Here is a 22600-nt window from a genome sequence, read left to right on the forward strand (position 1 = left end):
CGAGGGCGCTCGAGCGCTCCTGTCGTCTGCCGTCATGTATCCACACGGACGCTGGTGGGCGCTCCCTCCACCACGCGTTTCGGGACGTACCGACGTACCGCGAGCCTGCGGTGTGGGCCGGTCGCCCCTCGAAACGATCCGGACGAGCGTCGCTCTCGCCCTCACCTTCGCGCGACCGACGCGTGACCGGGACGGTCGGAACCCGCCTACGTGAGCCCCCAGAAGGCGGCGATCCCCAGGACGGTGACCACCGAGAGGACGAGCTGGAGCGGCGCGCCGACGCGGAAGTAATCGGAGAAGCGGTAACCGCCGGGGCCGTAGACGAACAGGTTCGTCTGGTAGCCGATCGGCGTGAGGAAGGCCGTGGAGGCGGCGAAGGTGACGGCGAGGACGAACGCGAACGGGTTCGCGCCGATCTCCGTGGCCGCCTTGGCGGCGACGGGGATCATCAGGACGACGCTCGCGTTGTTGCTGATGACGTTTGTCAGGATCGCCGTCGCGAGGTAGAACACCCAGAGGACGGCGAGCAGGGGGAGCGCGCTGGCCGTCGACGCCACGAGCGCGCCGAGGAGGTCGGCCGCGCCAGTCTGCTGGAGGGCGTTCCCCAGCGGGATGACGCCCGCGAGCAGGAAGATGACGTTCCACTCGACGGACTCGTACAGCTCGTTCGGCTGGAGCACGCCCGTCGCCACCATCGCCACGACGCCCGCCAGCGCGCTGACGAGGATCGGGACCAGCCCCAGGCCGGCCGCGGCGACGACGCCCGCGATGATCGCGAGCGCCGGGAGGATCTTGTCCGTCCGGTACTCCGGGCGGTCGGGCTCGCGGGCGACGATGAAGTCGGGGTTCTGCGCGAGGCGGTCGAGGGTATCCGAGGTCGTCTGCACGAGCAGCGTGTCCCCGACCTGGATCACGATGTCCTCGAGGCGGTTCCGGAGGAGTTCCCCCCGACTGCGGAAGGCGAGGACGTTCGCGTCGTACCGCTGGCGGAACCCCGAGGTCGCGAGCGTCTCGCCCACGAGGAACGACCCGCGCGGGACGACGATCTCGACGAGCATGGGATCGTCCTCCTCGGGCACGAGGTCGGACTCCGTCTCGGGCCCGCCGCGCAGACTGAGTCCGTCGGCGCGCATGAGCCGACGGAGGGTCCCGCGGTCGGTCCGGATGCGGAGCGTGTCGCCCGCGCGGATCTCCTTCTTTCCGAGCGGCTCCGCGAACCGCTCGCCGTCGCGTTCGAGCTGGAGGATGTCGGCGTCGAACGACGCGTGGTCGATCGCCGCCTCGACGGTCGTGCCGACGATCGGCGAGCGCTCGCCCACGACCACGTCGGTGAGGTAGCCCTCGATCTCGTACTCCTCGACGAAGTCCTCCTCGGGCGGGATGCGCTCGGGGATGAGCCGCGGCGCGACGAGCAGGAGGTAGACCGAGCCGACGACGAGGACGATCGCCCCGAGGTGCGTGAACTCGAACACGTCGAAGGCGTGGAGCCGGGGGTAGGTGTCCGAGAGTTCGGCCGCGATCTCGCTCGCGAGGATGTTGGTGGAGGTGCCGATGAGGGTGAGCATCCCGCCGAGCATCGAGGCGTACGACAGCGGGATGAGCAGCGTCGAGGGGGAGGTCTTCCCCTTGTGCGCGAGATCCGAGATGACCGGCACGAGGATGGCGACGACGGGCGTGTTGTTGATGAACCCCGACGGGACGCCGGTGACGCCGACGGTCGCGGCGAGCTGCTTGCGCCGGTCGGTCCCCGCGAAGGCGGCCATCCGCCGGCCGAGGATCTGGACCACGCCCGAGCGGCTGATGCCGGCGCTGAGGATGAGCATCGCGAGCACCGTGATCGTGGCCGGGTTGGCGAACCCCGCGATGCCCTCCGCGGGGGAGATCTGCGTCCACGGCTCGAGGAGCATGAGCAGCACCATCACGACGATGGCCGTCACGTCCACCGGAACCAGTTCGCTGGCGAAGAGCGCGAGCGCGAGGAGGATGATCCCGAACACGACCACCATATCGACGGTGAGCGGCGGGACCTGCGCGCCGCCGCTCTGTAGGATCACTCCCCACATACGTACCGATAACGTATCCGCAACGAATCTTAAACGCTCGGATAATTCATCGGTCGTCGTATCCGCGCGGCGGACGCTCGTCGAGGATCCGACGGCGGGGGAGGAGCGGCGGGAGACGAGTCGCGCGACGGGCGGGGGGCGCGGTCGCGGTCGCGGTCAGCCGAGCGCGTCGAAGATCCGGTCGGTGATCGTCTCGCCGACGAGCGCGCAGAGTTCGTCGCTCTCGGCGGCGAGGACGCTGAAGAGGCCGAGCGGGAGCGTCCCGCCGGCCATGTCCTTGTGACCGCCGGCGCTCCCCACGTCGTCGAAGGTGCGCCGGAGGACGTCCCCGATGTGGACCCGGGGGTCGCGGGAGCGCGCGCTGACGTGGACGGTGTCGTCGACGACGCCGAAGACCACGGTCGTCGTGACGCCCTCGAGGTTGAGGAGGTGGTCCGCCGCCTGGGGCAGCGCGTCGCGCTCCGCGGTCCGCCCGACGTTCGAGACGAGCGCGGAGCCGCGGACGACGCGGTTGTGCGTCGCCTCGGCGATCGAGTCGAGCGTCGCGGGCGTGAACAGCGAGTCCGACAGCTGTCGCAGCAGGTCGAGGTCCGCCCGGGGGTGGAGGAACTCGGCGGCGTCGTACTCGGTCTCGGTGACGCCGCGCATGAAGCCGAGGGTCTCCCGGCGGATGCCGAACAGCAGCCCGGTGGCGATCTGCGCGTCCACGTCCGCGTCGATCGCCTCGAGGTACTGCGCGAGGATCGACGCCGTCGCGCCGACTTCCTCGCGGTGATCCACGAACGTCCCCGCGACGCCGTCGACCGGGTGGTGATCGATGACGATGTCCGGGACGTACTCGGGAGGGACGGCGTTGTTGACGCCGGGAACCGAGTGGTCGACGAACGCGACGAGGTCGGCCGTCGCCAGCCGATCGTGGCTGTACGCCGTCGCGTCGATGTCGAGGAGGTTCACCATCGCGCGGTTCTGCTGGTGGGTGATCTCGCCCGCATAGAGGATAGTGACCCGATCGACGTCGGCGGTCTCGGCGATCGCCTCCAGGGCGAGGGCGCTACCGAGACAGTCGGGGTCGGGGTTGTTGTGACAGACGATGGTGAGCGAGTCGTGACGCTCGAACAGATCGAGGAGCGCGCCGACGGCGCTCGACGGGACGCCGGTTCGGTCGGTCGCGCCGGCCTCGCGCACCGCCGTCTCTGGATGTGAGGATTCGGTCATGCCGACCTCGGTAGTTAGGGGCCACGGGCCGACGCACTAAAGCACTGCTGGTCTCGATTCCGACTGGTTTTAGATCGGACACGTCCCGAATCAGACTGCAGTCTGCCGGTTCTTCCGGAATATAATTCATCATATACCAGTCGAAATTCAATACTGTGGTGGGCGACAGAAGTCCGACGGCGGCCGACCGACGGGGTGCGACTCCGCCGCTCACCGCGACTCGTTCGCGGAGGGCTCGCCGCGGCGCTCGCCGAGCCACTTCTCGAGCCACCGCCTGAGGAACGATCGGATCGGCTGGTGTCGTTTCACCAGCAACACCTCCCCGTCGAAGCGCTCGCCGACCGCCTCGGGGACGTCGCCGAACAGCGCCCGGGTCAGCCACCCCTCGCGGGTCGCGCCGACGACGACGGTGTCGACCGCGTGCTCGTCGGCGTACGCGAGGATGCCACCGGCTACGTCGGCGCTCTCGACGACGGCGACGTCGACCGGGACGCCGGTCGCGGCGAGCGCGGTGCGACGGTCGTCGAGGTACGACTCGGCCGCCTCGGGGTCCGGGGAGACGGTCAGCAGGGTGAGGCGACCGTCAGTCGTCTCTGCGAGCGCCGCCGCGAACGACTCGGCGCGCTCGGCGTGCGGGCCCCCGTCGGTCGGCAGGAGGACGTTCGTCGGCGTCTGCGTTCCGCCGAGTTTCGCCACGACCACGTCACAGGGCGACTCCTCGACCACCACGTCGATGGTCGAGCCGAGGACGACGTCGCGTCTGCGGCGACGACCGCGCCACCCCACCAGGACGAGGTCGGTGTCGTAGCGGTAGGCCATGCTGACGATGCTGCGGCCGGGCGTCCGCCCGACGGTGACGACGCGGTGAGCGGGCACGTCCTCGGGGACGTACCGCATCGCCCCCTCCAGCAGGTCGCGCTCGTCGCCGACGTACTGATCGCCCTCCTCGATGGGGGTCTGGACCGGCACCGTCACGACCGTGGTGAGCAGGAGTTCGCCGCCGTTGCGGCGGGCGATGGCGCTCGCGAGGCGGACGAGGCGGGGCGCGCTCTCGGGGTTCGCGAGCGGGACGAGTAGCTTGAACGAACGCTCCGCGGCGCTGCGTTCCTCCGAGAGGACGCGCACCTCCCGGGCGAGTTCGGTCCGCAGGATGCGCCCCCGGGAGTAGAGGAGGAAGACGACGAGTCCGGCGAGTATCCAGCCGACCGCGATGAGCCACGCGAGCGGGCTGTAGTTGAAGAAGTAGACCGCGAGAAAGAGCTTGGTCAGGATGCCGACGATGGGGACGTACGGGAAGTACGGCGAGAGGTAGCCGTAGTCGAGTTCGTCGCCGTACTCGTTGCGGATGCGGATCATCGAGTAGTTCACCTGCAGGAACAGGAGGAGGAACATGAGGTCGGTCGCGGCGGCCACCTGCGCGAGCGGGAGCGAGACGGCCATCACCGCGATGAACGCGCCGCTGAGGAGGATCGAGACGTGCGGCGTTCGGTGCTCGGGGTGGATGCGCTCGAAGGCGTCGGGAAAGACCCTGTCGCGCCCCATCGCGTAGCCGACGCGCGAACTGGAGAAGGTAGTCGCGTTGAGCGCCGCGAGCGACGAGAGGATCCCCGTGAGGAGGACGACGAGCGTCCCGAACGGGAGGAACTGCCCGGCCGCCTGCGCCAGGCCGAACTCCCCGAGGTGGCCGAGCACCTGCCACACGGCCGGGTCGGGCGGGAGGTCCTCGACCGTGCTCCCCCCGATGCTGTCGGTCGTCCGCGCGGTCTCGAGGAGCGCCGGGGTGATCTCCACCCCGCCGATGAGCACGACTCCGACGAGGATGTAGACGGTCACGACGAGGATCATGGAGTAGAACACCGCCTTCGGGATGTTCTCGCGGGGGTTCACCACCTCCCGGCCCGACTGGACGATGATCTCGTAGCCCTCGAACGCGATGAAGGTGAGCCCCATGGCGAGGAAGACGCCGCCGAAGCCGTTCGGGAAGAACGGCTCGAAGTTCGCCGACGACGTTTCCGGTCGGCCGACCATCGTCGCCAGCCCCGCCACGACGAACACGCCGATGATGAGCAACTGGAGGACGGTGACGAGGTTCTCCGCGCGGCTCGTCTCCTTCGCCCCGCGGACGTTGACGTAGGTGAACACCGCCGCCGCGAGCACCGCGAAGGCCTGCTGTAGCAGCTCCGGCGGGAGGCCGAACGAGAGGTCGAAGTACTCGACGAGGATCAGCGTCGTGAACGAGCCGAAGCTGAGGACGTAGAGCGACCCGGCGACGGCGTGGGCGAACCAGCTCATCCACCCGGAGACGAACGCCTGCGAGCGACCGAGCGCGGTCCGCACCCAGAGGTACCCGCCGCCGGGTTCCGGGATGGCGCTCCCCAGTTCGGCGTACACCATCCCCGTGAAGATGGTGATGAAGCCGTTGAGCGCGAACGCGAGCACCAGCGCCGGGCCGGACTCGCCCGCCGCGATCCCGCTCAACACGAAGATGCTCCCGCCGATCATCGCGCCGACGCCGATGAGCGTCACGTCGAACAGCGTCAGTTCGCGGGCGAACTCCGTCCCGCCCTCCTCGACGCCCTCGAAGGGGGAGTCGTCAGCGCTCATCGCGTTCGCGCCTCGCCTCGGCGTGCGTCCTGACGTGCCGCCGCGCCCGCCGTCGGACGTTCGCGCGGCCGGCGGCGACGGCGATCGCCAGACCAAGCCACGCGAGCACCGTCAGTGCCACGCCGAAGTACACGTCAGCACCGACCACTCCCGGTCACCTCCCGATACGACTCTCCCACTGCGTCGACCGCGACGCCGTTCATCCTCCCGACGATTGGCCCGCAGACACCTTGACAGTTTTACATCTTTGGCGGAGTGAACGGATCGCCTGTGACTCACGAACGAACGAACGTGTGCGGGAGACAGACGTAGCGGGACAGTCATCGCGGGCAGAGCGAGGATTGACGCCCTCGTGAGACGTATCCGGGCCGTGGCGACAGGGGTCAGAACCCGTCTCGGCCGCGCCTCCGTCGGGGAACTGCTGCCCGTGACGCGGTGGCTCCCGTCGTACGACCGACGGTGGTTCGACGACGACCTCCTCGCCGGGGCGACGGTGGCGGCGGCGCTGCTGCCGGAGAGCATGGCCTACGCGACGCTGGCGAACGTACCGCCCGAGGTCGGGCTGTACGCGAGCCTCCTCGCGGCGGTCGTCTACGTGTTCGTCGGCACCTCGCGTCAGTTGATCGTCGGCCCGACCTCGGCGCTCGCCGTCCTCGTCGCGGCGGGTGTCGCGCCGCTTGCGGCCGGGGAGCCGGGTCGGTACGTCGCGCTGGTGTCGCTGACCGCCCTCCTCGTCGGCGTCATCGCGCTCTTCGCGAGGCTGTTTCGCCTCGGGTTCCTCGTGAACTTCGTCTCCGAGTCGGTCCTCCTCGGGTTCTCGGCGGGGGCGGCGCTCTACATCGCCTCGACGCAACTCGGTTCGCTCGCGGGCATCGAGGGGGGAAGCGGCGAGTTCTTCGAACGACTCTGGTACGTCGGCGCGCACCTCGGCGCGATCCACCCCCCGACGCTCGCGCTCGGGATCGGGGGCGTCGTCCTGCTGGCGCTCGCAGAGCGGTACGCCCCGTACCTCCCCAACGCACTCCTGCTCGTCTCGCTGTCGATCGTCGTGACCTCGGCGGCGAACCTCGCCGACCGCGGCGTGTCGGTCGTCGGCTCGATCCCGTCCGGCCTTCCGACGTTCGGCGCGCCGACGGCGGATCCCGCGACCGTCGAGGCGCTCCTCCCGCTCGCGGCGGCGTGCTTCCTCCTCTCGTACGTCGAGGGGATCGGCGTCGTCGAGACGTTCGCCGCGCGCCACGACGATCGGAGCGACCCGGACCAGGAGCTGGTGGCAACCGGCCTCGCGAACCTCGCCTCGGGACTCGCCGGCGCGCTCCCCGTCGGCGGGAGCATGACCCGCTCGGCGCTGAACGACGGCATGGGTGCGCGGACGCAACTCTCCGGCGGCATCGCCGCCCTCCTGCTCGGGGTCGTACTGCTGTTCCTGACGGGGGCGTTCTCGAACCTGCCGAACGCCGTCCTCGCGGCGATCGTCGTCGTCGCCGTCGGCCGCCTCGTCGACGTTCGGGGAATCCGGCGCGTCTACCGCGTCAACCCGACCGAGTTCCCCGTCGTCGTCGCGGGCTTTCTCGGCGTCCTCCTCTTCGGGATGCTCGCGGGCGTGCTCGTCGGCGTCCTCGTCTCGGCGCTGATCGTCCTCGGCCACGCCGCCTATCCGCACACCGCCGTTCTGGGCCGCGTTCCCGGCACCGACCTGTTCGCCGACCACGAACGCCACCCGGAGTACGACCCGATCGAGGGCGTGCTCGTCTATCGCGCCGGCGCGGAGCTGTTCTACGCTAACGCGAAGACCGTCGAACGCGATCTGCTCGCGACCGTGGACGCCGCGAAGACGCCGCCCGACCTCGTCGTGCTGGACCTCTCGTCGTCGCCGACGCTCGACCTGACCGCGGCGGACGCCCTCGCTCGGCTGTGGCGTCGACTCGACCGTCGCGGCGTCGCGTTCCGGATCGCCGAGGCGGACGGACCCGTCCGGGACGTGCTTCGCGCCCACGGCGCGGGCGAGCGCCTCGGCCCGCTCGGACCGAACCGGACCGTCGCGGCGGTCGTGGACGACTGGCGACGCGACCGCTAACAGAAGTTCTGGGTGACGTACACCGTCGCCGGGAGGCCGCCGTCGACGGCGACGCCGATGCCCTCGCGCCGCCAGAACTCGGCGAGCAGGTTGCGCCGGTGGGGCGGCGAGTCGAGCCACCCCTCGACCGCGCGCCGGGCGATCTCCGCCTCGTCGAGCGTCGCGGCCGAGAACCGGACGTAGAACAGGTTCTCCCCGGCCGTCGCGTACTCGAACGCGTCCGTCGGGACGCGACACTCGTAGTCGAAGCGGTCGTACCGGTCCGCGACGGTCTCGCCGTCGGGCGACGTGTGAGCGAAGTACTCCCGCTCGGCCATGTCGGCGCTGTGGTAGCGCGCGATGCGTCGCAGGTCGACGTCGAAGGCGAGCGCCCCGAGGTCGCGCGCGGTGCGCGCGGCGTTCGCCTCGTCGTGGACGCGCCGTTCGAGCGCGACCGGGTCGATGCCCGCCGTCGGCGTCGGTCGCGGGACGCGAGGGGACCGGTCGTCGTCCCCCGACGCCCTCGGGAGTTCGGGGAGCGAGGGACCGCCGGGAGGAACGTCGAGGTCGGCGCAACCCGCGAGCGACGACGCGCCGCCGGCGAGCGCGGCGAGGAAGGTCCGGCGTCGCATCCGCTCACTCACGCCGGTCGCGGTCCCACCACTGGAGCCACTCCGCGAGCGTGGTGCGCATCCCCTCCACCCGGACCTTCACGGTGCCGTCGAAGCGCCAACTGGCGTGCTCGGTGTCCGGGCCCATCTCCAGCGGAACGTCGACCCGCACGTCCGAGAACGTCGCCTCGAGTTCGTCCGCGTCGTCGATGTTGGCGTCGAGGAGTTCGTCCACGACGTCGAGCCACGACGTCGTCCCTCGGGCACCGTCCGCGGGGGTGGGTTCCGCCAGCGCGTCGTCGTTCCGTTCCATACCCCCAGTACGACCTCCCCACCGATATGTCTCACCCGCGGTCGGCCCGCCGCGGCGACGCGCTCGAATCGGCGACAGACACGCGCGACGACCGGAGACGCGCCCCTTTTCACGTCGTTTGCCATACAGTGACACATGAGCGTAGCGCGCGAGGCGGCCGAACGCGTCCGCATCCAGATCGATCGGGCAGAGGCGGGGTGGTGGCTCCTGGCGCTCGTCGTGGCGGGGGTACTCCTCCTCGTGGGCTACCGGTTCGTGGGAACGCTCGTGCTGGGGCTGTTCGCCTACTACGCGGCGCGTCCGATCAACCGACGGCTGGCGGCGCGGATGGGCCAGACGAAGGCCGCGACGGTGACGCTGTTCGTCCTCGTGGTACCGTTTCTGGCGCTGCTCGCCGGACTGGTCGCCGCCGCGATCGGACAGCTCCAGGCGCTCGATCTCCTCGACCTCGGCACGTACGCCCAGTTCGTCGAACCGTACGCTGACCTCTCTGCGCTCTGGAACGATCCGCAACAGCTGTTCGCGCGGGCCCAGGAGCTACTGCGGGAGCCGATCGTCAAGCAGGGCGTCGACACCGCCTTCGGAGTCGTCGGGACGCTCGGGAGCGTCTTCCTGCACACGACGCTCGTGCTCGCGCTCGTCTTCTACCTCCTGCGCGACGGCGACGAACTGGCGGCCTGGTTCCGGAGCGAGGTGGCGAAGCCGGGGACGGTCCTGGAGCGCTACCTGGAGAGCGTGGACGAGGGGCTCTCGGCGGCGTACTACGGGCAGATGCTCACCGTCATCGTCGTGATGTTCGTCGCGGCGGTGGTCTACGTCGGCCTCAACCTCGTCGCGCCGCCCGGGCTGAGCATCCCCCAGCCGGTGCTGCTCGCCGTCCTGACGGGGCTGGCGACGTTCATTCCGCTGATCGGACGGGGCATCGTCTACACCGCCGTCGTGCTCCTGCTGGTCGCCCAGGCGCTCCGGCGGGGCGACCTCGCCCTGCTCTGGTTCCCCGCGCTGTACTACGCGGTGACGTTCTTCGGCATCGACTCGCTCATCCGGTACTTCGTCCGCCCGTACCTCTCGGGGCGGTCGCTACACACCGGCCTGATGCTGTTCGCGTACCTCCTGGGAGCCGCGATCTTCGGCTGGTACGGCGTCTTCCTCGCGCCGCTGGTGCTCGTCGGATCCGTCGAGTTCGTCCGGATCGTGTTCCCGCGCCTGCTCGCCGGCGACCTCGGCGCGGAACCGATCGCGAACGACGGCACCGCGCCGCCGGGCGCGGCCGTCGAGCGGGCCAGCCCCCCGCCGACCCGTCCGGACGACGAGGAGACGCCCGCGCCGGGCGACTGATCGAGGCGCGGCGGTCGTCAGTCGGAGAACGCGCGGAGCGACCGGCCGGCCGATTCGCCGGAGTGCACCTCCGCGGCAGGTTCTCCTCGAACGTCGACCGTCCCGTCGCTCTCGACGCGAACGAGGTAGCCGCGGTACTCGAAGGAGACGGCGAGGTCGGCGGGGCTCGACGCGCAGAGGTCGTCGAGCGCGTCGGAGTCGACGACGTCGTGGAGCGGTGGGTCGAGTTCGAGGGGGTCGGCCCCCTCGAGTTCGGCGATGCGTTCGACGAGCGCGACACTCGGGCGTATCGACTCGGCTCTCGGCGGTGAATCCATACGCGATAGTCGCGGGAAGAGCCACATAAACGCGCTGTCAATACGTATTGCGCGTCGAGGCGAGCCGACGTCGGCCCGCGATCGCCGACTCGCGCCGCCGCGTCCCTCAGAACGCTGAGAAGAACTCCGCCGGGGGCGGCGCGCGTCAGCGTCGACGGAGCGCGACCAGCGCGACGGCGAGCGCGGCCAGCGCGACCCCGCCGGCCGTGAAGCCGGGACCGCTCTCCTCGACGGTCCGCCGCTCCGGCGTCCGCAGTTCGACGTCGGACCCGTCGGACCCGTCCGTCTCCCCTCCCGCGGGCGATGCGGTCGTCTCGCCCGACGACCCGCCCTCCGTCCGCGCCGTCGCGTCGGTGCTCCCCGACGCCGTCCGCTCGGACGACTCGGTTGGCGTCGGGTCGGGAGTCGCTTCGGGCGTCGGCGTGGCGGTCCGGGTCGGTGCGGTAGTCCCGTTCGGTGTAGTGGTCCCGTTCGGTGCGGCGGTCCGGTTCGGCGTCGGCTCGGGCGTCGGAGTCGGGTCCGGGGTGGGCGTCGGGTCCGGCGTCTCCGTCGTCCGTCCCCCTCGGAGCGCGAAGTTCACGACCGTCCGGCCGCCCGCCCGCCACTCGACGGTCCGCGAGCGATCGCCGACGGAGATGGTGACGTCGCTCCCGTTGCCGTCGACCGCCCGCGGCGGGACGTCGAGGGCGTACCGCCCGCGGGCGTCCGTGACGGCGGTGGCGACGACCGAGTCGTCGTGCGTCGCCGTCACGATCATGCCTGGTGCGCCTTCGCCGCCGGAGTAGGTAACGGTGCCCGAGTAGCGGTGCGGTGCTGCGGCCGACGCGACGGCGGACGCGGACGCGACGGCGACGAACAGCGCCAGCGCCAGCGCGACCACCCCGCGGAACCGCGTCGGACGTCGCGTGCGTTCTTCGGTCATGGTAACGATGGCGGGTGGCGAACGACGGCCCCGCGGACCGGCCGCCGTCGGTGACCGTCCCGGGGTCGTGATCTACCTTCACGCTGGGAAACCGTCGACATGAACGAACCGGTTCCGGGATAGCCACAACGGTTATGAACTCGCTCACGCCGCCGGCGGACGATCGCTCCGACGGTGCACTTTACCCGTCCGGGCGGGAAGGAGGCGTATGACGCCGTTCGAACGTCGAGCGCGGGCCTGCCAGGAGCGACTCGACGCGCGCGACGCGGCTGCAGTCGTGCTGTTTCCGAGTCGCAACCTCTACTACCTCACCGGCTTCAGCGAGACGCCCGGCGAGCGCCACCTCCTGTTCGTCCTCCCGCGGTCGGGCGACCCCGTCTTCCTCGTCCCGGAACTCTACGGCGAGCAGGTCCGAGAGGGGACGTGGGTCGCGGACGTCCGGACGTGGGCGGACGACGACGACCCGCTCGTACACCTGGAGCGGGTCGTTGCGGACTGCGACCTCCCCGGCGGCCGCGTCCTCCTCGACGACACGATGTGGGCGCGGTTCACCCAGGACCTCCGGCGCGTCCTCCCCGACGCGTCGTTCGGGCTGGCGAGCGAGGCGCTCGCACCCCTCCGAATACGAAAGGACGAGGCGGAGGTGGACGCCCTCCGCCGCGCGGGGGCGACCGCCGACCGGGTGGTCGAGGAGGTGCGCGCGCTCGGCCCGGACGCCGTCGGGCTGACGGAGGCGGAACTCGCGCGGGAGATCGAGCGCCGCCTCGCGGACGCGGGGGGCGAGGGCGTCTCGTTCGAACCGCTCGTCGGCAGCGGTCCGAACGGGGCGAAGCCCCACCACGCCCACTCCGATCGTACCATCGAGGCGGGCGACCCCGTCGTGCTCGACTTCGGGACGCTGGTGGCGGAGTACCCGAGCGACCAGACCCGCACCGTCGTCTTCGACGGCGAGCCGCCGGAGCGGTTCGTCGAGGTACACGACGTCGTCCGCGAGGCGCAGGAGGCCGCAGTGCGAACCGTCGCGCCGGGCGTGACGGCGGGGGCGGTGGACGCGGCCGCCCGCGGGGTCATCGAGGACGCCGGCTACGGGGAGCGCTTCGTCCACCGGACGGGCCACGGCGTCGGCCTCGACGTGCACGAGGAGCCGTACCTCGTCGCCGGGAACGAGCGCGAACTGGAGCCGGGGATGGTCGTGAGCGTCGAGCCCGGGATCTACCTCCCCGGCGAGTTCGGCGTCCGAATCGAGGACCTGGTGCTCGTCACCGACGACGGCGCGGAGCGGCTGAACGACGCGGACCGCGGGTGGCGCTGTCCCGCCCCGAGCGCCTGATCGCCGGTCGACGGTCGAGAGTCGTCAGTCGCCTGCACGCTCCGTGACGCGCTCAGGCGTACTGTTCGGGGCTCTCCTCGAAGTCGTCCTGACAGTTCGGACAGCAGACGTAGTACGTCCCCCCGTCGCGTTCGATCTTCTCCTCCATGAGCTGTTCCTCGAGCGTCTTGCCGCAGACGGCGCATTCGGGCATACGGGCGAACCGTCTCGGGCCGCGGCCCTCAGTGCGGTGCCTTCAGATGCAGGCGCGAACGCGAGTCGACGACTGCGAACGCGTGAGCAGGCCGGGGGGTTTTCACGACGGCCGGTGAGTACGGACTATGTCGAACACCATCGGCTGGTCGCTGTTCAGCTCCGGCGTCGTGACGCTGCTGTTGCTCTGGCTGCCCGGCGACTCGCTCTACTGGGGGATCGGCCTGCTGATCGTCGGCCTGCTGCTGCTCGCGCGGCGGCTGTGAAAACGGAAAACGGAAAACGAAAGCGGGCTCGTCCTACCGTTCGTTGACTTCCAGCACCTTGCCGGCGGCGATGGTCTGGCCCATGTCGCGCACCGCGAAGCTCCCGAGTTCCGGGATCTCCGAGGATGGCTCGATGCTCAGCGGCTTCTGCGGGCGCAGCGTGACGATGGCCGCGTCGCCGCTCTTGAGGAAGTCGGGGTTCTCCTCTGCGACCTCGCCGCTCGCCGGGTCGAGCTTCTGATCGAGCGATTCGAACGTGCAGGCGACCTGCGCGGTGTGGGCGTGCACGACCGGCGTGTAGCCCGCCGTGATGACCGAGGGGTGCTGCATCACGACCAGTTGCGCCTTGAAGGTCTCTGCGACCTTCGGCGGATCCTCCGCCGGACCGCACACGTCCCCGCGGCGGATGTCGTTCTTCCCGATGCCGCGGACGTTGAACCCGACGTTGTCGCCCGGTTCCGCGCGCGGCACCTCCTCGTGGTGCATCTCGATGGTCTTGACCTCGCCGCTCACGTCCGAGGGCTGGAACGAGACGCTCGCGCCCGTCTCGAGGACGCCCGTCTCGACCCGTCCCACCGGGACGGTCCCGATGCCGGAGATGGTGTAGACGTCCTGGATCGGCAGCCGTAGCGGCGCGTCCGTCGGCGGCTGCGGTTCGGGCAGGTTGTTCAACGCCTCCAGGATGATCGGTCCGTCGTACCACGACATGCTGCCCGTGCGCTCGGCGACGTTGTCGCCCTCGAACGCCGAGCAGGGGATGAAGCTCGCGTCGTCGGTCTCGAAGCGGACCTGCCCGAGGAGCTTCTTCACGTCCTCGACCACGGCCCGGTAGCGATCCTCGTCGTAGTCGACGAGGTCCATCTTGTTGACCGCGACGATGAGGCGGTCGATGCCGAGCGTGCGCGCCAGGAAGACGTGCTCCTGGGTCTGTGGCTGGACGCCGTCGTCGGCCGCCACCACGAGCACCGCGTGATCCGCCTGGCTCGCGCCCGTGATCATGTTCTTCACGAAGTCGCGGTGGCCGGGCGTGTCCACGATCGTGAAGTAGTACTCGTCCGTGTCGAAGCGCTGGTGGGCGATGTCGATGGTGACGCCGCGCTCGCGCTCCTCCGCGAGGTTGTCCATCACGTAGGCGAACTCGAAACCGCCTTTCCCCTTCTCCTGGGCCTCCTCGCGGTACTGCTCGATGACGTGCTCGGGTACGTTCCCCGTCTCGAAGAGCAGCCGACCGACGAGCGTGCTCTTCCCGTGGTCGACGTGCCCGATGATGGCGAGGTTCTGGTGTGGCTTGTCGCTCATGGGTACCTCCCGTCGCGGGTCGCCCCGCTGGGTCGTATCGTCCATTGCGTAGCCGCGGGCAAAACGGTTGTGCAGATTACAGGATCAATCACGCGGCGGTGACTGTCGCGGGAGGTGACGATCTCCGTCGGTCCGTCGACCCTGCCGATCCGTCGCCTCTAGGTCGGCGGGCGGAAGGCGGCCGTCCGCCGGTTCGTCCGCGAAGTAGTCCCCTACGCGACGCCCGACTCGTCGAAGAACAGGACCTCGCGGACGAGGACCTCGTGTCCCCGTCGTAGCCGCTCGGAGAGCGCCTGGTGGGAGACGTCGAGTTCGTCCGCGAGGTCGGAGAGGCTGATCCGCCGGGGGACGTCGAAGTAGCCGAGTTCGCAGGCCGCGCGGAGCGCCTCGCGCTGCTCCTCGGTCAGGTCGTCGACGCGGTAGGGCGACGGCGTGAGGTCGCGCCCGCCCTTGCCCTCGTCGTTCAGCGTGCGGACGTGCTCGATCTCCATCGAGGGACCGTACCGCGAGCAGCGTTCGAACGCCTTCGAGAACGCCTCCCGTCGCGGGAACACGAGTCGGAGGTGCCACTCCCCGCCCGTCGCCGTGGCGCTCGTGAGGGAGCCGCCGCCGCGGGTGAGCGATCTGAACGCGGCGTCGACGTGCGGTGCCCAGTCGAAATCGTAGAGCCACCCGCCCTCGAAGGACGTGAGGAACGACCAGCGATCGACGCTCAGGTCGCCCTCGAGCGCGGTCTCGAGTTCCCCGCGGTCGCCCGCGATGGCGTGGAACAGTGACAGTTCGGCGTAGTCGCACAGAACGAGCGGCTTGCACTCCAGCGTGAGACCCGGGATCGTCGCGAGACAATCGTGCAATGCCAGCTCCTCCGTCGGGACGCGGACACTGGCGATGGTCGCCATGGGTGTCCACTGGGAGGGGGAGGGGTGTAAAGCGTGTGGGCTGCGATGTGCGATAGAGCATTAATCACACGAGCGCGGCCGGGCGAACGTCCGGCGATCGGGACGGTACTCGGGGCGAGTGGCGATCCGGGCGCGCGAGGGGGGATCGCCGTCCGTCGGTCAGCGACCGAGGGAGCGTCCGGTCCGGGGCTCGGTGGCGGTCGGAGAGGGAGGGACGCTCACCTCGTCGACGAGGGGGAACGCGTCGAAGTAGCCGCGGTCGGCGTTCTCGACGAGCGTCCCGTCGCGCGCGCCGTCGCGCGCGGCGTGCTCGGCCGCCTCCCGGGTCCCGTCCTCGTCGGCGAGCGGCACCATCGTGACGGCGGTGCCCTCGGGCGAGACGTCGAGCAGGAGGTAGGCCTGCGGGAACGAACAGCCCGCGGGGGTGGTGAGGTGCGAGACGCCGTCGACCCGCGCCGCGGCGGGCCAGTGGACGTGCCCCGAGACGACCAGGTCGACCTCGTTGCGGGCGAGCGCCGCGTTGACCGCGTCGGCGTCGGCCAGTTGCAGGTGTTCGGAGTCGGAGAACGTCGGGACGTGTTCGCGGACTCGAAAGACCGGGTGGTGGAAGACGACGACGGTGGGACGGTCGGGGTCGACCGTCGCGTCGAGCCACTCGATCCCCTCGTCGCCGACGCGCCCGCCGTGGGTGTCCTCCAGGGATCCGTCGGGGGCGGCGGCGCTGTCGAGACCGATCACGTCCACGTCGCCGAAGCGCGTCCGGAAGGGGAGCGACCCCGGCGTGTACGACGCGACGAACTCCTCGAGCGGGGGCGTCTCGTGGGGATCGAACGACTTCGGGACGTCGTGATTGCCGGGGACGGCGACGTACGGAACGGCCAGTTCGTCGAGCAGGGCGTCGACGGCGGCGAACTCCGCCGGCGACCCGTCCTTGGTGAGGTCGCCGGCGAAGACGACGCCGTCGAGGCCGAGGCGGTTCGCGTCCGCGATCGCCGTGGCGAGTCGCGCCTCCGTCCGGTGGAACACCTTCCAGGTGCCCGTCTCCTCCGAGGAGACGTGGACGTCGGACACGACTGCGAGCGTTACCCCGTCTGCGGTCGGTCGCGCGAACCGACCGAGGAGCCGGTCGCGCTGCGAGGCGTACGTCGATTGCGATTCCACGTGAGACGATAGACGTCCGACGCACTATAAATACAACGTATTTTCTATATAGTGAGGTACGTAGACACGGGAAGGGACGCTACGGAGGTCCGGACGGTCGCGTCAGCGAACACGGTCGGAGAGCGGTCGTCCGCGATCTCACCGTCGCGGACGACCGACGAAACGACCGGACGTGACGGCGAAAGCGTTTTTTGTCACGGACGATATCGACAGACGAGACAGGGGTCCCATGATCGACATCACCCTCGACATGGAGCAGTACGACTGCCCGTTCATCGACGCGAGCGACGAGTGTGCGGCGTCCTTCTCCGCGTCGCAGTGGGAGTTCGACCGCCGGACGGACTGCCTCGAGACGCGGATGATCGCCGAGGGAGCGGACAGGGACGCGCTCGACAACGCCCTCGGGGTCCTGCGGACGCACCCGCACCTCCACGAGTACGAGTTGCTCTCGCGGCGCGGCGCGGCCGCGCACATCCGCACGACCATCGACGAGACGGCGGCGATGCACACCATCCGCGAGTCGGGGGGCTACGTTACGGGGCCGTTCCACATCGAGAACGGGAGCGAACTCTGGCACGTCGGGTTCGACCGCGAGGACGGCGCGAACGGGACGCTCTCCCGGTTGGAGCGGGACAACGAGTTCGACGTCGTCTCGCGACGGAGCGTCGAACTGGCCGACCTTCGGGGGTTCGTTCGGAACGCGCCCGCGGCGATGACGCTGATCCAGGGCTGTCGCGACCTCTCACCGACCGAGCGCCGGACGCTCGAGGTCGCCGTGAACGAGGGCTACTTCGAGAGCCCCCGCGGCGCGACCCTCGGAACGCTCGCCGAGCGCTTCGATGTCTCGAAGCCCGCCGTCTCGAAGACGCTGCGCCGCGGGCAGTCGAAGACCATCTCGCGCATCACGGAGGCGCTCGAGGCCCTCGAGTGACGACCCTCACGCCGGCCGTCAGTTTCACTTTCACTCCGCGCATGGCTGACGTTCAAGTCCGTTCCCGCGAACCGACAGGTATGGACATCGACGTCGTCAGGACGCGTGCCACGGGCGAGAACGGCCTCGCGGGGTCGACCGACCAGTGTCTCGATCGCATCGGGGAGACGGGCGACCGTCGCGCGATCGACGTCACCGACGTGACCGCCGCGCGCGTCGAAGAGTACGCCCGAACCGCCATCGATCACGACCGCGTCCACCTGGAGCAGAGGGGCGGTCGAACCTTCCTCGTCGCCGACGGCTGAGCGCCGAGGAGCGCCACCCCGCGGTGCGCGACCTGCCGATCGAGAGCGTGGCGATGAGACTCATCAGAGACGGTGAAGGAGGATCGAACGCGGACGCTACATGATGGACCGTTCGTCGGACCCGATGCGATCCTCGTCGAGCACCGCGATGAGGTTCGCGTAGGGAACGAACGCGATGAACTCCTCCGCCTCGGTGTAGAGTTCGACCCCGTGATCGCGCTCCTGATACTGGCTGCACTCGATGTCCCCGTCGGGGAGGATGGCACGGTACACCATACCCTGTCGTCGGACCTCGACGCACTTGAACGTACCACAACGTTCACCTACGAGGTACTATCTGACTTAGAGATGTTTTTACGGCGATGAGTCTCCGGGGGCGCTCCCCGAGTCGAGGTGTTCCGCGAGCCCCCACTCGGCGGCGCGCCGCTCGGCCTCGACGCGCGCCTCCTCGCGGATGGCGGCGATGCGCGCCTCGTCCGCGAGAAACGCCTCGAGCGCGTCGAGGCCGTCTCCGTCGTCCCCCAGCCGGTCCGCCGGCGCGCGCGCTCGCGTCCGGTCTGCGAGCGCCGGGTCGCCGGCGAGCTGTTCGGCCGGCATGCCCGGCGGGACGCGCACCTCCGGGGTGTCGTGCGCCTCGCTGAGGTGTCGCGGCGCGAGTTCGTACAGGTCGAGGCGGCAGGGACCGGAGGGCGCGAGGTCCGCGAGCGCCCGCGGGCCGCCCGCGTCGGTGCCGACGTGGTAGGCGAGCACCGGCACCCCGTCCTCGAACGTCAGGACGGCGCGACCGTCGTCGCCGAGCAGGAGCGTCTCCTGGGGGGCGAGCACAGCGTAGCCGGTCAGCGCCCGCGAGAGCGCGTCCTCGAGGAGCACCCCGACGCCCTCGATCACCCGCGAGCGGACGAGACGGCCGCGCGGGATGGACAGCGCGTCGACGCTCATGGCGTGTCGGGGATCACCGCGCTGCGGAAGCGGGCGGCCACGTCGTCGGCGTCGCCGACCCGCACGTCGAGCGCCCCGGCCGCCTCGCGGAACGCGCGGGACGCCGGGGCGTCCGGGGCGTGCGCGAGGAGGGGCTCCCCCGCACGCCTGGCCGCCCCCGCCGCGTCGCTCTCGGGGACGGTCCCCAGCGTCGGCCCGTCGAAGTAGCGCTCGACCTCGGCCGCGATCCGGTCGATCGCGCCGTCGTCGCGCACGCGGTTGAACAGCACGCCCGCCGTCCCCGTGCCGTAGGAGCGGGCGTACTCCTGGACCTTCAGCGCGTCCGACAGCGAGGGGATGGTCGGCTGGAGGACGACGACGATCCGATCGGCGAGCACCACGGGCAGCACCGCGCTCTTGCTCCCCAGCGCGGCGGGCGAGTCGAGCAGGAGGACGTCCGCGTCGTCCGCCAGCTCCGCGACGACCTCGCGCAGGCGGGTCGGGTCGGCCTCCCGGAAGGCCGCGAGGCTCGTCCCGCAGGGGACGACGCGCATCCCGAAGCGGTCGTACGTCGCGCGCTCGACCGGCGCGGCCCCGAGCAGCACGTCGTGGAGCGTCGCGTCCGCGTCGTCGAGACCGGTGTGAAAGAGCAGGTTCGCCATCCCCGTGTCGGCGTCGACGACCGTCACGTCATACTCCTCGGCGAGCGCCATGCCGAGCGCGAGCGTGCTCGTCGTCTTCCCCGTGCCGCCCTTGCCGCTGGCGACCGCGAACGCCTCGACCATGACCCTCACTGGGTGCCCGATACTACCTAAATCTTGATATTCACTCCCTGATGTCTGTCGTCTCGAGCAAGAGGTCGAGCACCTCGGCCGGGTCGTCCTCGGGGGCGAGTCGCTCGACGTACCAGCGCAGGAGGTCCGCGAAGATCGCCCGCACGTCGTTCGCGCGGAACCGCTCGTCGGCGACGCCGCGATCCGTCTTGACCGCGACGTCCACGGCGTACCGCTCGGGAACGTCGGCGAGCGAGAGGCGAGAGGTTGTAGGAACGGAATCGGGGACGGGAGCGGGAGCAGCCGGTTCGCCGTCGCGCTCCGGCCTGATGAGGAAGCGTCCGTCCCCGAGGGCTCTCGCGCGCGGATCGTCGAGCGCGAGGTCGTCCGACGCGAGGACCCCGTCGTCCCCCGGCGGACCGTCCGAAGTGCGAGCGTCGATCGGTCGCGGTCCGGGCGGGCGGGCGTCGGTCCGCCGAGCGTCGGTGGCGGTGCGGGCGTCGCCGTCCGTGCGGGTCTCGCGGTCCGGGCGGGCGTCGGCGTCGGTGTCGGTGTCGGTGTGAGTTCGCGTCATCGTCTGAGGGTGAGCGTCGTCTCGAGCAAGTCGGCGAGCGGCAGGGCGAAGGCCCGGCCCGCGCCGAGGTATTCGATCCCGGAGAACAGCGCGAAGAGCGCCATCGCCGCCAGGGAGGTCCCGAGCGCGACGGCGAGGGCGGCGTCCGCCGCGCCCGACCGATCGCCGATCCCCGCGGCGGCGGCGCAGACGGCGAGCGTCGCCGCGACGGTCAGGTTCGCCACGGCGTGCGCCTGCATCAACGCCCCCGCGGACAGTCCGGCACCGGCGAGCCCCACACCGAGGACGAGCGCCCCCGCACCGGCCGCGACGAGCGCCGCGACCCACAGCGCTCGCCAGCGGTCGGTCACCGCGCGGGACACGGGCGAGGAGAGGCACGCGACGAACAGGAGCGCCGGGACCGTCGGCGCGAGGTACCGGACCGTGACGGTCGAGTGCAGCGGCAGCCGCGGGAGGTACAGGAGGGTACAGAGGACGGCGAACGCCCCGACGAACGCCCCCGTCCCGATCGCGGGCGAGTCGAGGGGCGAACCGCCCGACGATCGTCGACGGCCGATCGCGACGGGAACCGCGGCCAGGCACGCGAGGACGGGCGCGACCTCGAGCAGCGCCAGGTCGATCGTCTCGCCGCCGGTCTGGGAGTAGTCGACGCCGGGGATACGGCCGCTGCGCACGAAGACGTGGTAGAGCCGCGAGCCGTCGGTGACGACCGCGTAGCCGCGCCCCAGCAGGCCGGAGAGCGTCGTCAGGGCGTCTCCGCCCGCGGCGACGACCGATCCGACGGCGGCCACCGTCGCGGTCACGGCGGCCGAGAGACGCTCGACGAGCGAACGGACGGGCGCGCCGTTCGACGTGCCCCCGCCGCCCCCGCCCGCGGTTCCGGGCGACCCCCCCGGGGACGCCCCGTCCGCGCCGGCCGTCGGGCTCGAACCGCCTGCGCCGATCGACGGCGCGGGCGACCCGGGCGACGCCGCGAGGTCCTGTCCGACGTAACTCGGTAGCATCCGCGGCGGGACGAGCGGGTTCCCGGCGACGAGCAGGTTCGTGAGGAGGAAGGGCGCGAGCGCGAGCGCGAAGACGCCCGCGACGACCGCCAGCCGCCGTCGGTCGTTCGAGCGTGCCGTGAGCAGGTCGAGGGGGACGAGCGCCGCGAGGAGCACGACCGCGTCGGGCGCGCTCACCCAGGCGGCCAGCGCGACGGCGGCGTACGCGAGCGCACGGTGGCCGAGCGCGTCGACGGCCCGGCTCCGGTAGAAGCCGTACACCGCGACGAGCGCGAGCAGCGCGAGCAGGACGTGGCGCTTCGGCACGACCGCCCAGAACCCGACGGGACCGAGCAACCCCGTCGCGCTCGCGGCGAACGCCGCCGTCCGACGGCCGCGAGCCGCGAGCGCGAGCCGATAGGCGACGACCACGACGAACCCGGCGGCGAGGAGCGTGCTCGCCTGGAGCGCGACGAGCGGGAGCGCCCGATCGGGCAGGGCCGTCGCGGTCGCGAGGTTCGCGACGAAGAGCGCCGAGGCGAGTCCGACGCCGACGGTCGCGGCCCTCCGCGGTCGCCCCAGTTCGCGACCGGCGAGGGCGACCGCGCCGTAGACGGCGAGCGACCACGCGCCCGCGACGGCGAGGCGCACGTCCGCGACGAGCGCGACGGCGCGCAGGAGGAACAGGACGGGCAGGGCGAGCGCCACCTGTCCGTAGTTGCGCCCGTAGCGCCGGCCGTGCGCGTAGTACGTCCCCGGCGTCGCGCCGCCGTCGGGTCCGTAGACGACCGTCTCGATCGCCAGATGGCCCCGTTCGAGGTTGGCGAGCGCGTTCGCCAGCGCGAACGTGTCGACGATGAAGACGTCGACGCGCCAGTAGAGCGCGTAGAACGCCACCGCGCCGAGGAAGAGCGCGACGCCCGCCCGGTCCCCGAAGACCGCGCGGACGAGGCGGGCACGGGTCGGTGACGCCCGGGGCGTCGGTAGCGGGAGGCGAGGAGTCACCCGCGCACCTCCACCCGGACGGTGCGGTTCAGCAGCGTCAGTTCGCGGTCGCCGTAGGCGACGGCGACGACCAGGTCGGCGTCGTAGCGATCAGCGCTCACGGCCGACGACGCCACCGGACCGCCTCCGGGGGTGAGCGCGAGCGTCCGCGAGTCGAGCGCCGCGACGCCCTCGTCCGTCTCCCAGGAGCGGTTCAGCGCGGGGATCGTCAGTCGGGCAGTCACGCGGACGGGCGTCTCGCTCGTCCGCACGGCGAGTTCGACCGTCGCGTCCCGGAGTTCGTAGCCGTCGGTTCGCCGCTCGAGCGCGACGCGCTCGGGCACGGCGATCGGCGCGGCGGAGAGGCGGTGGACGACGCCCATCGTCTCGTCGCCGCCGAAGCCCCGGTACAGGTCGTCAGGATACGTGTCCGTGGGAGTATAGTCGACGAACGGCACGAACGGACCGGACGCGACGGCGACGACGCCGAACGCGAGCGTCAAAAGAATCGCCGGAGAGCGGTCTGAGGTCATTACGTCTGTTCGT

The 22600-nt window shown here is 70.8% G+C and carries 24 protein-coding genes; 6 read left to right on the forward strand and 18 right to left on the reverse strand.

Annotation, left to right across the window (positions count from 1 at the left end):
- Positions 1–206 precede the first annotated feature (206 nt).
- The 4 genes from NKI68_RS08295 to NKI68_RS08310 all read right to left on the reverse strand — a co-directional run bounded on the left by NKI68_RS08295 (position 207) and on the right by NKI68_RS08310 (position 6030).
- A complete protein-coding gene (locus NKI68_RS08295) occupies positions 207–2006 on the reverse strand; it encodes an SLC13 family permease (protein ID WP_254546505.1) in 1800 nt (599 codons plus the stop codon).
- Positions 2007–2219: 213 nt separating this feature from the next.
- On the reverse strand, positions 2220–3278 hold the full coding sequence (locus NKI68_RS08300; RefSeq protein WP_254546248.1) for a DHH family phosphoesterase: 1059 nt from the start codon (positions 3276–3278) through the stop codon (positions 2220–2222).
- A 210-nt stretch (positions 3279–3488) separates the two neighbouring features.
- Positions 3489–5882, reverse strand: a complete 2394-nt coding sequence (locus NKI68_RS08305) for an amino acid permease (protein ID WP_254546249.1) — start codon at positions 5880–5882, stop codon at positions 3489–3491.
- Positions 5872–6030, reverse strand: coding sequence for a hypothetical protein (locus tag NKI68_RS08310; protein ID WP_254546250.1), 159 nt, complete (start codon positions 6028–6030; stop codon positions 5872–5874). The genes NKI68_RS08305 and NKI68_RS08310 overlap by 11 nt, the downstream gene beginning before the upstream one ends.
- 222 nt (positions 6031–6252) lie before the next feature.
- Here NKI68_RS08310 and NKI68_RS08315 point away from each other — a divergent pair, with 222 nt between their 5' ends.
- Positions 6253–7959: a SulP family inorganic anion transporter gene (locus tag NKI68_RS08315; protein WP_254546251.1), complete on the forward strand. Its 1707-nt coding sequence runs from the start codon at positions 6253–6255 to the stop codon at positions 7957–7959.
- Here the strand turns inward: NKI68_RS08315 and NKI68_RS08320 are convergent.
- A complete protein-coding gene (locus NKI68_RS08320) occupies positions 7956–8570 on the reverse strand; it encodes a CAP domain-containing protein (protein WP_254546252.1) in 615 nt (204 codons plus the stop codon). The two genes, NKI68_RS08315 and NKI68_RS08320, sit on opposite strands and share 4 nt — an antisense overlap.
- 4 nt (positions 8571–8574) lie before the next feature.
- Positions 8575–8862, reverse strand: a complete 288-nt coding sequence (locus NKI68_RS08325; protein WP_254546253.1) for a hypothetical protein — start codon at positions 8860–8862, stop codon at positions 8575–8577.
- A 135-nt stretch (positions 8863–8997) separates the two neighbouring features.
- Here NKI68_RS08325 and NKI68_RS08330 point away from each other — a divergent pair, with 135 nt between their 5' ends.
- Complete coding sequence (locus NKI68_RS08330; protein ID WP_254546254.1) at positions 8998–10200, forward strand: AI-2E family transporter; 1203 nt, start codon at positions 8998–9000, stop codon at positions 10198–10200.
- Positions 10201–10217: 17 nt separating this feature from the next.
- On the opposite strand, the gene NKI68_RS08335 is transcribed toward NKI68_RS08330, so the two are convergent.
- Both NKI68_RS08335 and NKI68_RS08340 read right to left on the reverse strand, forming a co-directional pair.
- A complete protein-coding gene (locus NKI68_RS08335) occupies positions 10218–10517 on the reverse strand; it encodes a HalOD1 output domain-containing protein (RefSeq protein WP_254546255.1) in 300 nt (99 codons plus the stop codon).
- Between the two features lie 145 nt (positions 10518–10662).
- Positions 10663–11439 (reverse strand): carboxypeptidase-like regulatory domain-containing protein, encoded by a 777-nt coding sequence (locus NKI68_RS08340; protein ID WP_254546256.1) that lies wholly within the window; start codon positions 11437–11439, stop codon positions 10663–10665.
- Positions 11440–11647: 208 nt separating this feature from the next.
- Here NKI68_RS08340 and NKI68_RS08345 point away from each other — a divergent pair, with 208 nt between their 5' ends.
- Positions 11648–12769 (forward strand): M24 family metallopeptidase, encoded by a 1122-nt coding sequence (locus NKI68_RS08345; RefSeq protein WP_254546257.1) that lies wholly within the window; start codon positions 11648–11650, stop codon positions 12767–12769.
- Between the two features lie 52 nt (positions 12770–12821).
- On the opposite strand, the gene NKI68_RS08350 is transcribed toward NKI68_RS08345, so the two are convergent.
- Positions 12822–12962, reverse strand: a complete 141-nt coding sequence (locus tag NKI68_RS08350) for a YHS domain-containing protein (RefSeq protein WP_254546258.1) — start codon at positions 12960–12962, stop codon at positions 12822–12824.
- Between the two features lie 127 nt (positions 12963–13089).
- Between NKI68_RS08350 and NKI68_RS08355 the strand changes: the two genes are divergently transcribed.
- Positions 13090–13227, forward strand: coding sequence for a hypothetical protein (locus NKI68_RS08355; protein WP_254546259.1), 138 nt, complete (start codon positions 13090–13092; stop codon positions 13225–13227).
- A gap of 33 nt (positions 13228–13260) precedes the next feature.
- Here NKI68_RS08355 and tuf read toward each other — a convergent pair whose 3' ends face one another.
- From tuf to NKI68_RS08370, 3 genes are all read right to left on the reverse strand, one after another.
- On the reverse strand, positions 13261–14526 hold the full coding sequence (tuf, locus tag NKI68_RS08360) for a translation elongation factor EF-1 subunit alpha (RefSeq protein WP_254546506.1): 1266 nt from the start codon (positions 14524–14526) through the stop codon (positions 13261–13263).
- A 212-nt stretch (positions 14527–14738) separates the two neighbouring features.
- Positions 14739–15425 carry a helix-turn-helix domain-containing protein gene (locus NKI68_RS08365; protein WP_254546260.1) on the reverse strand — a complete coding sequence of 229 codons (687 nt, stop codon included), beginning with the start codon at positions 15423–15425 and terminating at the stop codon, positions 14739–14741.
- Positions 15426–15584: 159 nt separating this feature from the next.
- Positions 15585–16586, reverse strand: coding sequence for a metallophosphoesterase family protein (locus NKI68_RS08370; protein WP_254546261.1), 1002 nt, complete (start codon positions 16584–16586; stop codon positions 15585–15587).
- Between the two features lie 229 nt (positions 16587–16815).
- Between NKI68_RS08370 and NKI68_RS08375 the strand changes: the two genes are divergently transcribed.
- Both NKI68_RS08375 and NKI68_RS08380 read left to right on the forward strand, forming a co-directional pair.
- Positions 16816–17517 (forward strand): helix-turn-helix domain-containing protein, encoded by a 702-nt coding sequence (locus NKI68_RS08375; protein ID WP_254546262.1) that lies wholly within the window; start codon positions 16816–16818, stop codon positions 17515–17517.
- 80 nt (positions 17518–17597) lie between these two features.
- The gene (locus tag NKI68_RS08380) at positions 17598–17822 is read left to right on the forward strand and encodes a hypothetical protein (protein WP_254546263.1); all 225 of its coding nucleotides are present in this window, start codon (positions 17598–17600) and stop codon (positions 17820–17822) included.
- Positions 17823–17918: 96 nt separating this feature from the next.
- Here the strand turns inward: NKI68_RS08380 and NKI68_RS08385 are convergent, their stop codons facing one another.
- From NKI68_RS08385 to NKI68_RS08410, 6 genes are all read right to left on the reverse strand, one after another.
- The gene (locus NKI68_RS08385; RefSeq protein ID WP_254546264.1) at positions 17919–18098 is read right to left on the reverse strand and encodes a hypothetical protein; all 180 of its coding nucleotides are present in this window, start codon (positions 18096–18098) and stop codon (positions 17919–17921) included.
- A 78-nt stretch (positions 18099–18176) separates the two neighbouring features.
- Positions 18177–18761 (reverse strand): DUF8054 family protein, encoded by a 585-nt coding sequence (locus NKI68_RS08390; protein WP_368410940.1) that lies wholly within the window; start codon positions 18759–18761, stop codon positions 18177–18179.
- Positions 18758–19525 carry a nucleotide-binding protein gene (locus NKI68_RS08395; protein WP_254546265.1) on the reverse strand — a complete coding sequence of 256 codons (768 nt, stop codon included), beginning with the start codon at positions 19523–19525 and terminating at the stop codon, positions 18758–18760. The genes NKI68_RS08390 and NKI68_RS08395 overlap by 4 nt, the downstream gene beginning before the upstream one ends.
- 40 nt (positions 19526–19565) lie before the next feature.
- The gene (locus tag NKI68_RS08400; protein ID WP_254546266.1) at positions 19566–20087 is read right to left on the reverse strand and encodes a DUF7500 family protein; all 522 of its coding nucleotides are present in this window, start codon (positions 20085–20087) and stop codon (positions 19566–19568) included.
- Positions 20084–22075 (reverse strand): hypothetical protein, encoded by a 1992-nt coding sequence (locus NKI68_RS08405; RefSeq protein ID WP_254546267.1) that lies wholly within the window; start codon positions 22073–22075, stop codon positions 20084–20086. The genes NKI68_RS08400 and NKI68_RS08405 overlap by 4 nt, the downstream gene beginning before the upstream one ends.
- On the reverse strand, positions 22072–22587 hold the full coding sequence (locus NKI68_RS08410) for a hypothetical protein (protein ID WP_254546268.1): 516 nt from the start codon (positions 22585–22587) through the stop codon (positions 22072–22074). The genes NKI68_RS08405 and NKI68_RS08410 overlap by 4 nt, the downstream gene beginning before the upstream one ends.
- Positions 22588–22600: the final 13 nt, after the last annotated feature.

The organism is Halomarina pelagica (assembly GCF_024228315.1).
GTDB classification, from domain to species: Archaea; Halobacteriota; Halobacteria; order Halobacteriales; family Haloarculaceae; genus Halomarina; species Halomarina pelagica.

Excerpts from the sequence above, each read along its gene's own strand:
- NKI68_RS08295 (WP_254546505.1), bottom strand. The coding sequence starts at position 2,006 with ATGGTGGTCGTGTTCGGGATCATCCTCCTCGCGCTCGCGCTCTTCGCC.
- NKI68_RS08300 (WP_254546248.1), bottom strand. The coding sequence starts at position 3,278 with ATGACCGAATCCTCACATCCAGAGACGGCGGTGCGCGAGGCCGGCGCG.
- NKI68_RS08305 (WP_254546249.1), bottom strand. The coding sequence starts at position 5,882 with ATGAGCGCTGACGACTCCCCCTTCGAGGGCGTCGAGGAGGGCGGGACG.
- NKI68_RS08320 (WP_254546252.1), bottom strand. The coding sequence starts at position 8,570 with ATGCGACGCCGGACCTTCCTCGCCGCGCTCGCCGGCGGCGCGTCGTCG.
- NKI68_RS08325 (WP_254546253.1), bottom strand. The coding sequence starts at position 8,862 with ATGGAACGGAACGACGACGCGCTGGCGGAACCCACCCCCGCGGACGGT.
- NKI68_RS08330 (WP_254546254.1), top strand. The coding sequence starts at position 8,998 with ATGAGCGTAGCGCGCGAGGCGGCCGAACGCGTCCGCATCCAGATCGAT.
- NKI68_RS08335 (WP_254546255.1), bottom strand. The coding sequence starts at position 10,517 with ATGGATTCACCGCCGAGAGCCGAGTCGATACGCCCGAGTGTCGCGCTC.
- NKI68_RS08340 (WP_254546256.1), bottom strand. The coding sequence starts at position 11,439 with ATGACCGAAGAACGCACGCGACGTCCGACGCGGTTCCGCGGGGTGGTC.
- NKI68_RS08345 (WP_254546257.1), top strand. The coding sequence starts at position 11,648 with ATGACGCCGTTCGAACGTCGAGCGCGGGCCTGCCAGGAGCGACTCGAC.
- NKI68_RS08350 (WP_254546258.1), bottom strand. The coding sequence starts at position 12,962 with ATGCCCGAATGCGCCGTCTGCGGCAAGACGCTCGAGGAACAGCTCATG.
- NKI68_RS08355 (WP_254546259.1), top strand. The coding sequence starts at position 13,090 with ATGTCGAACACCATCGGCTGGTCGCTGTTCAGCTCCGGCGTCGTGACG.
- tuf (WP_254546506.1), bottom strand. The coding sequence starts at position 14,526 with ATGAGCGACAAGCCACACCAGAACCTCGCCATCATCGGGCACGTCGAC.
- NKI68_RS08365 (WP_254546260.1), bottom strand. The coding sequence starts at position 15,425 with ATGGCGACCATCGCCAGTGTCCGCGTCCCGACGGAGGAGCTGGCATTG.
- NKI68_RS08375 (WP_254546262.1), top strand. The coding sequence starts at position 16,816 with ATGATCGACATCACCCTCGACATGGAGCAGTACGACTGCCCGTTCATC.
- NKI68_RS08380 (WP_254546263.1), top strand. The coding sequence starts at position 17,598 with ATGGACATCGACGTCGTCAGGACGCGTGCCACGGGCGAGAACGGCCTC.
- NKI68_RS08385 (WP_254546264.1), bottom strand. The coding sequence starts at position 18,098 with ATGGTGTACCGTGCCATCCTCCCCGACGGGGACATCGAGTGCAGCCAG.
- NKI68_RS08390 (WP_368410940.1), bottom strand. The coding sequence starts at position 18,761 with ATGAGCGTCGACGCGCTGTCCATCCCGCGCGGCCGTCTCGTCCGCTCG.
- NKI68_RS08395 (WP_254546265.1), bottom strand. The coding sequence starts at position 19,525 with ATGGTCGAGGCGTTCGCGGTCGCCAGCGGCAAGGGCGGCACGGGGAAG.
- NKI68_RS08400 (WP_254546266.1), bottom strand. The coding sequence starts at position 20,087 with ATGACGCGAACTCACACCGACACCGACACCGACGCCGACGCCCGCCCG.
- NKI68_RS08410 (WP_254546268.1), bottom strand. The coding sequence starts at position 22,587 with ATGACCTCAGACCGCTCTCCGGCGATTCTTTTGACGCTCGCGTTCGGC.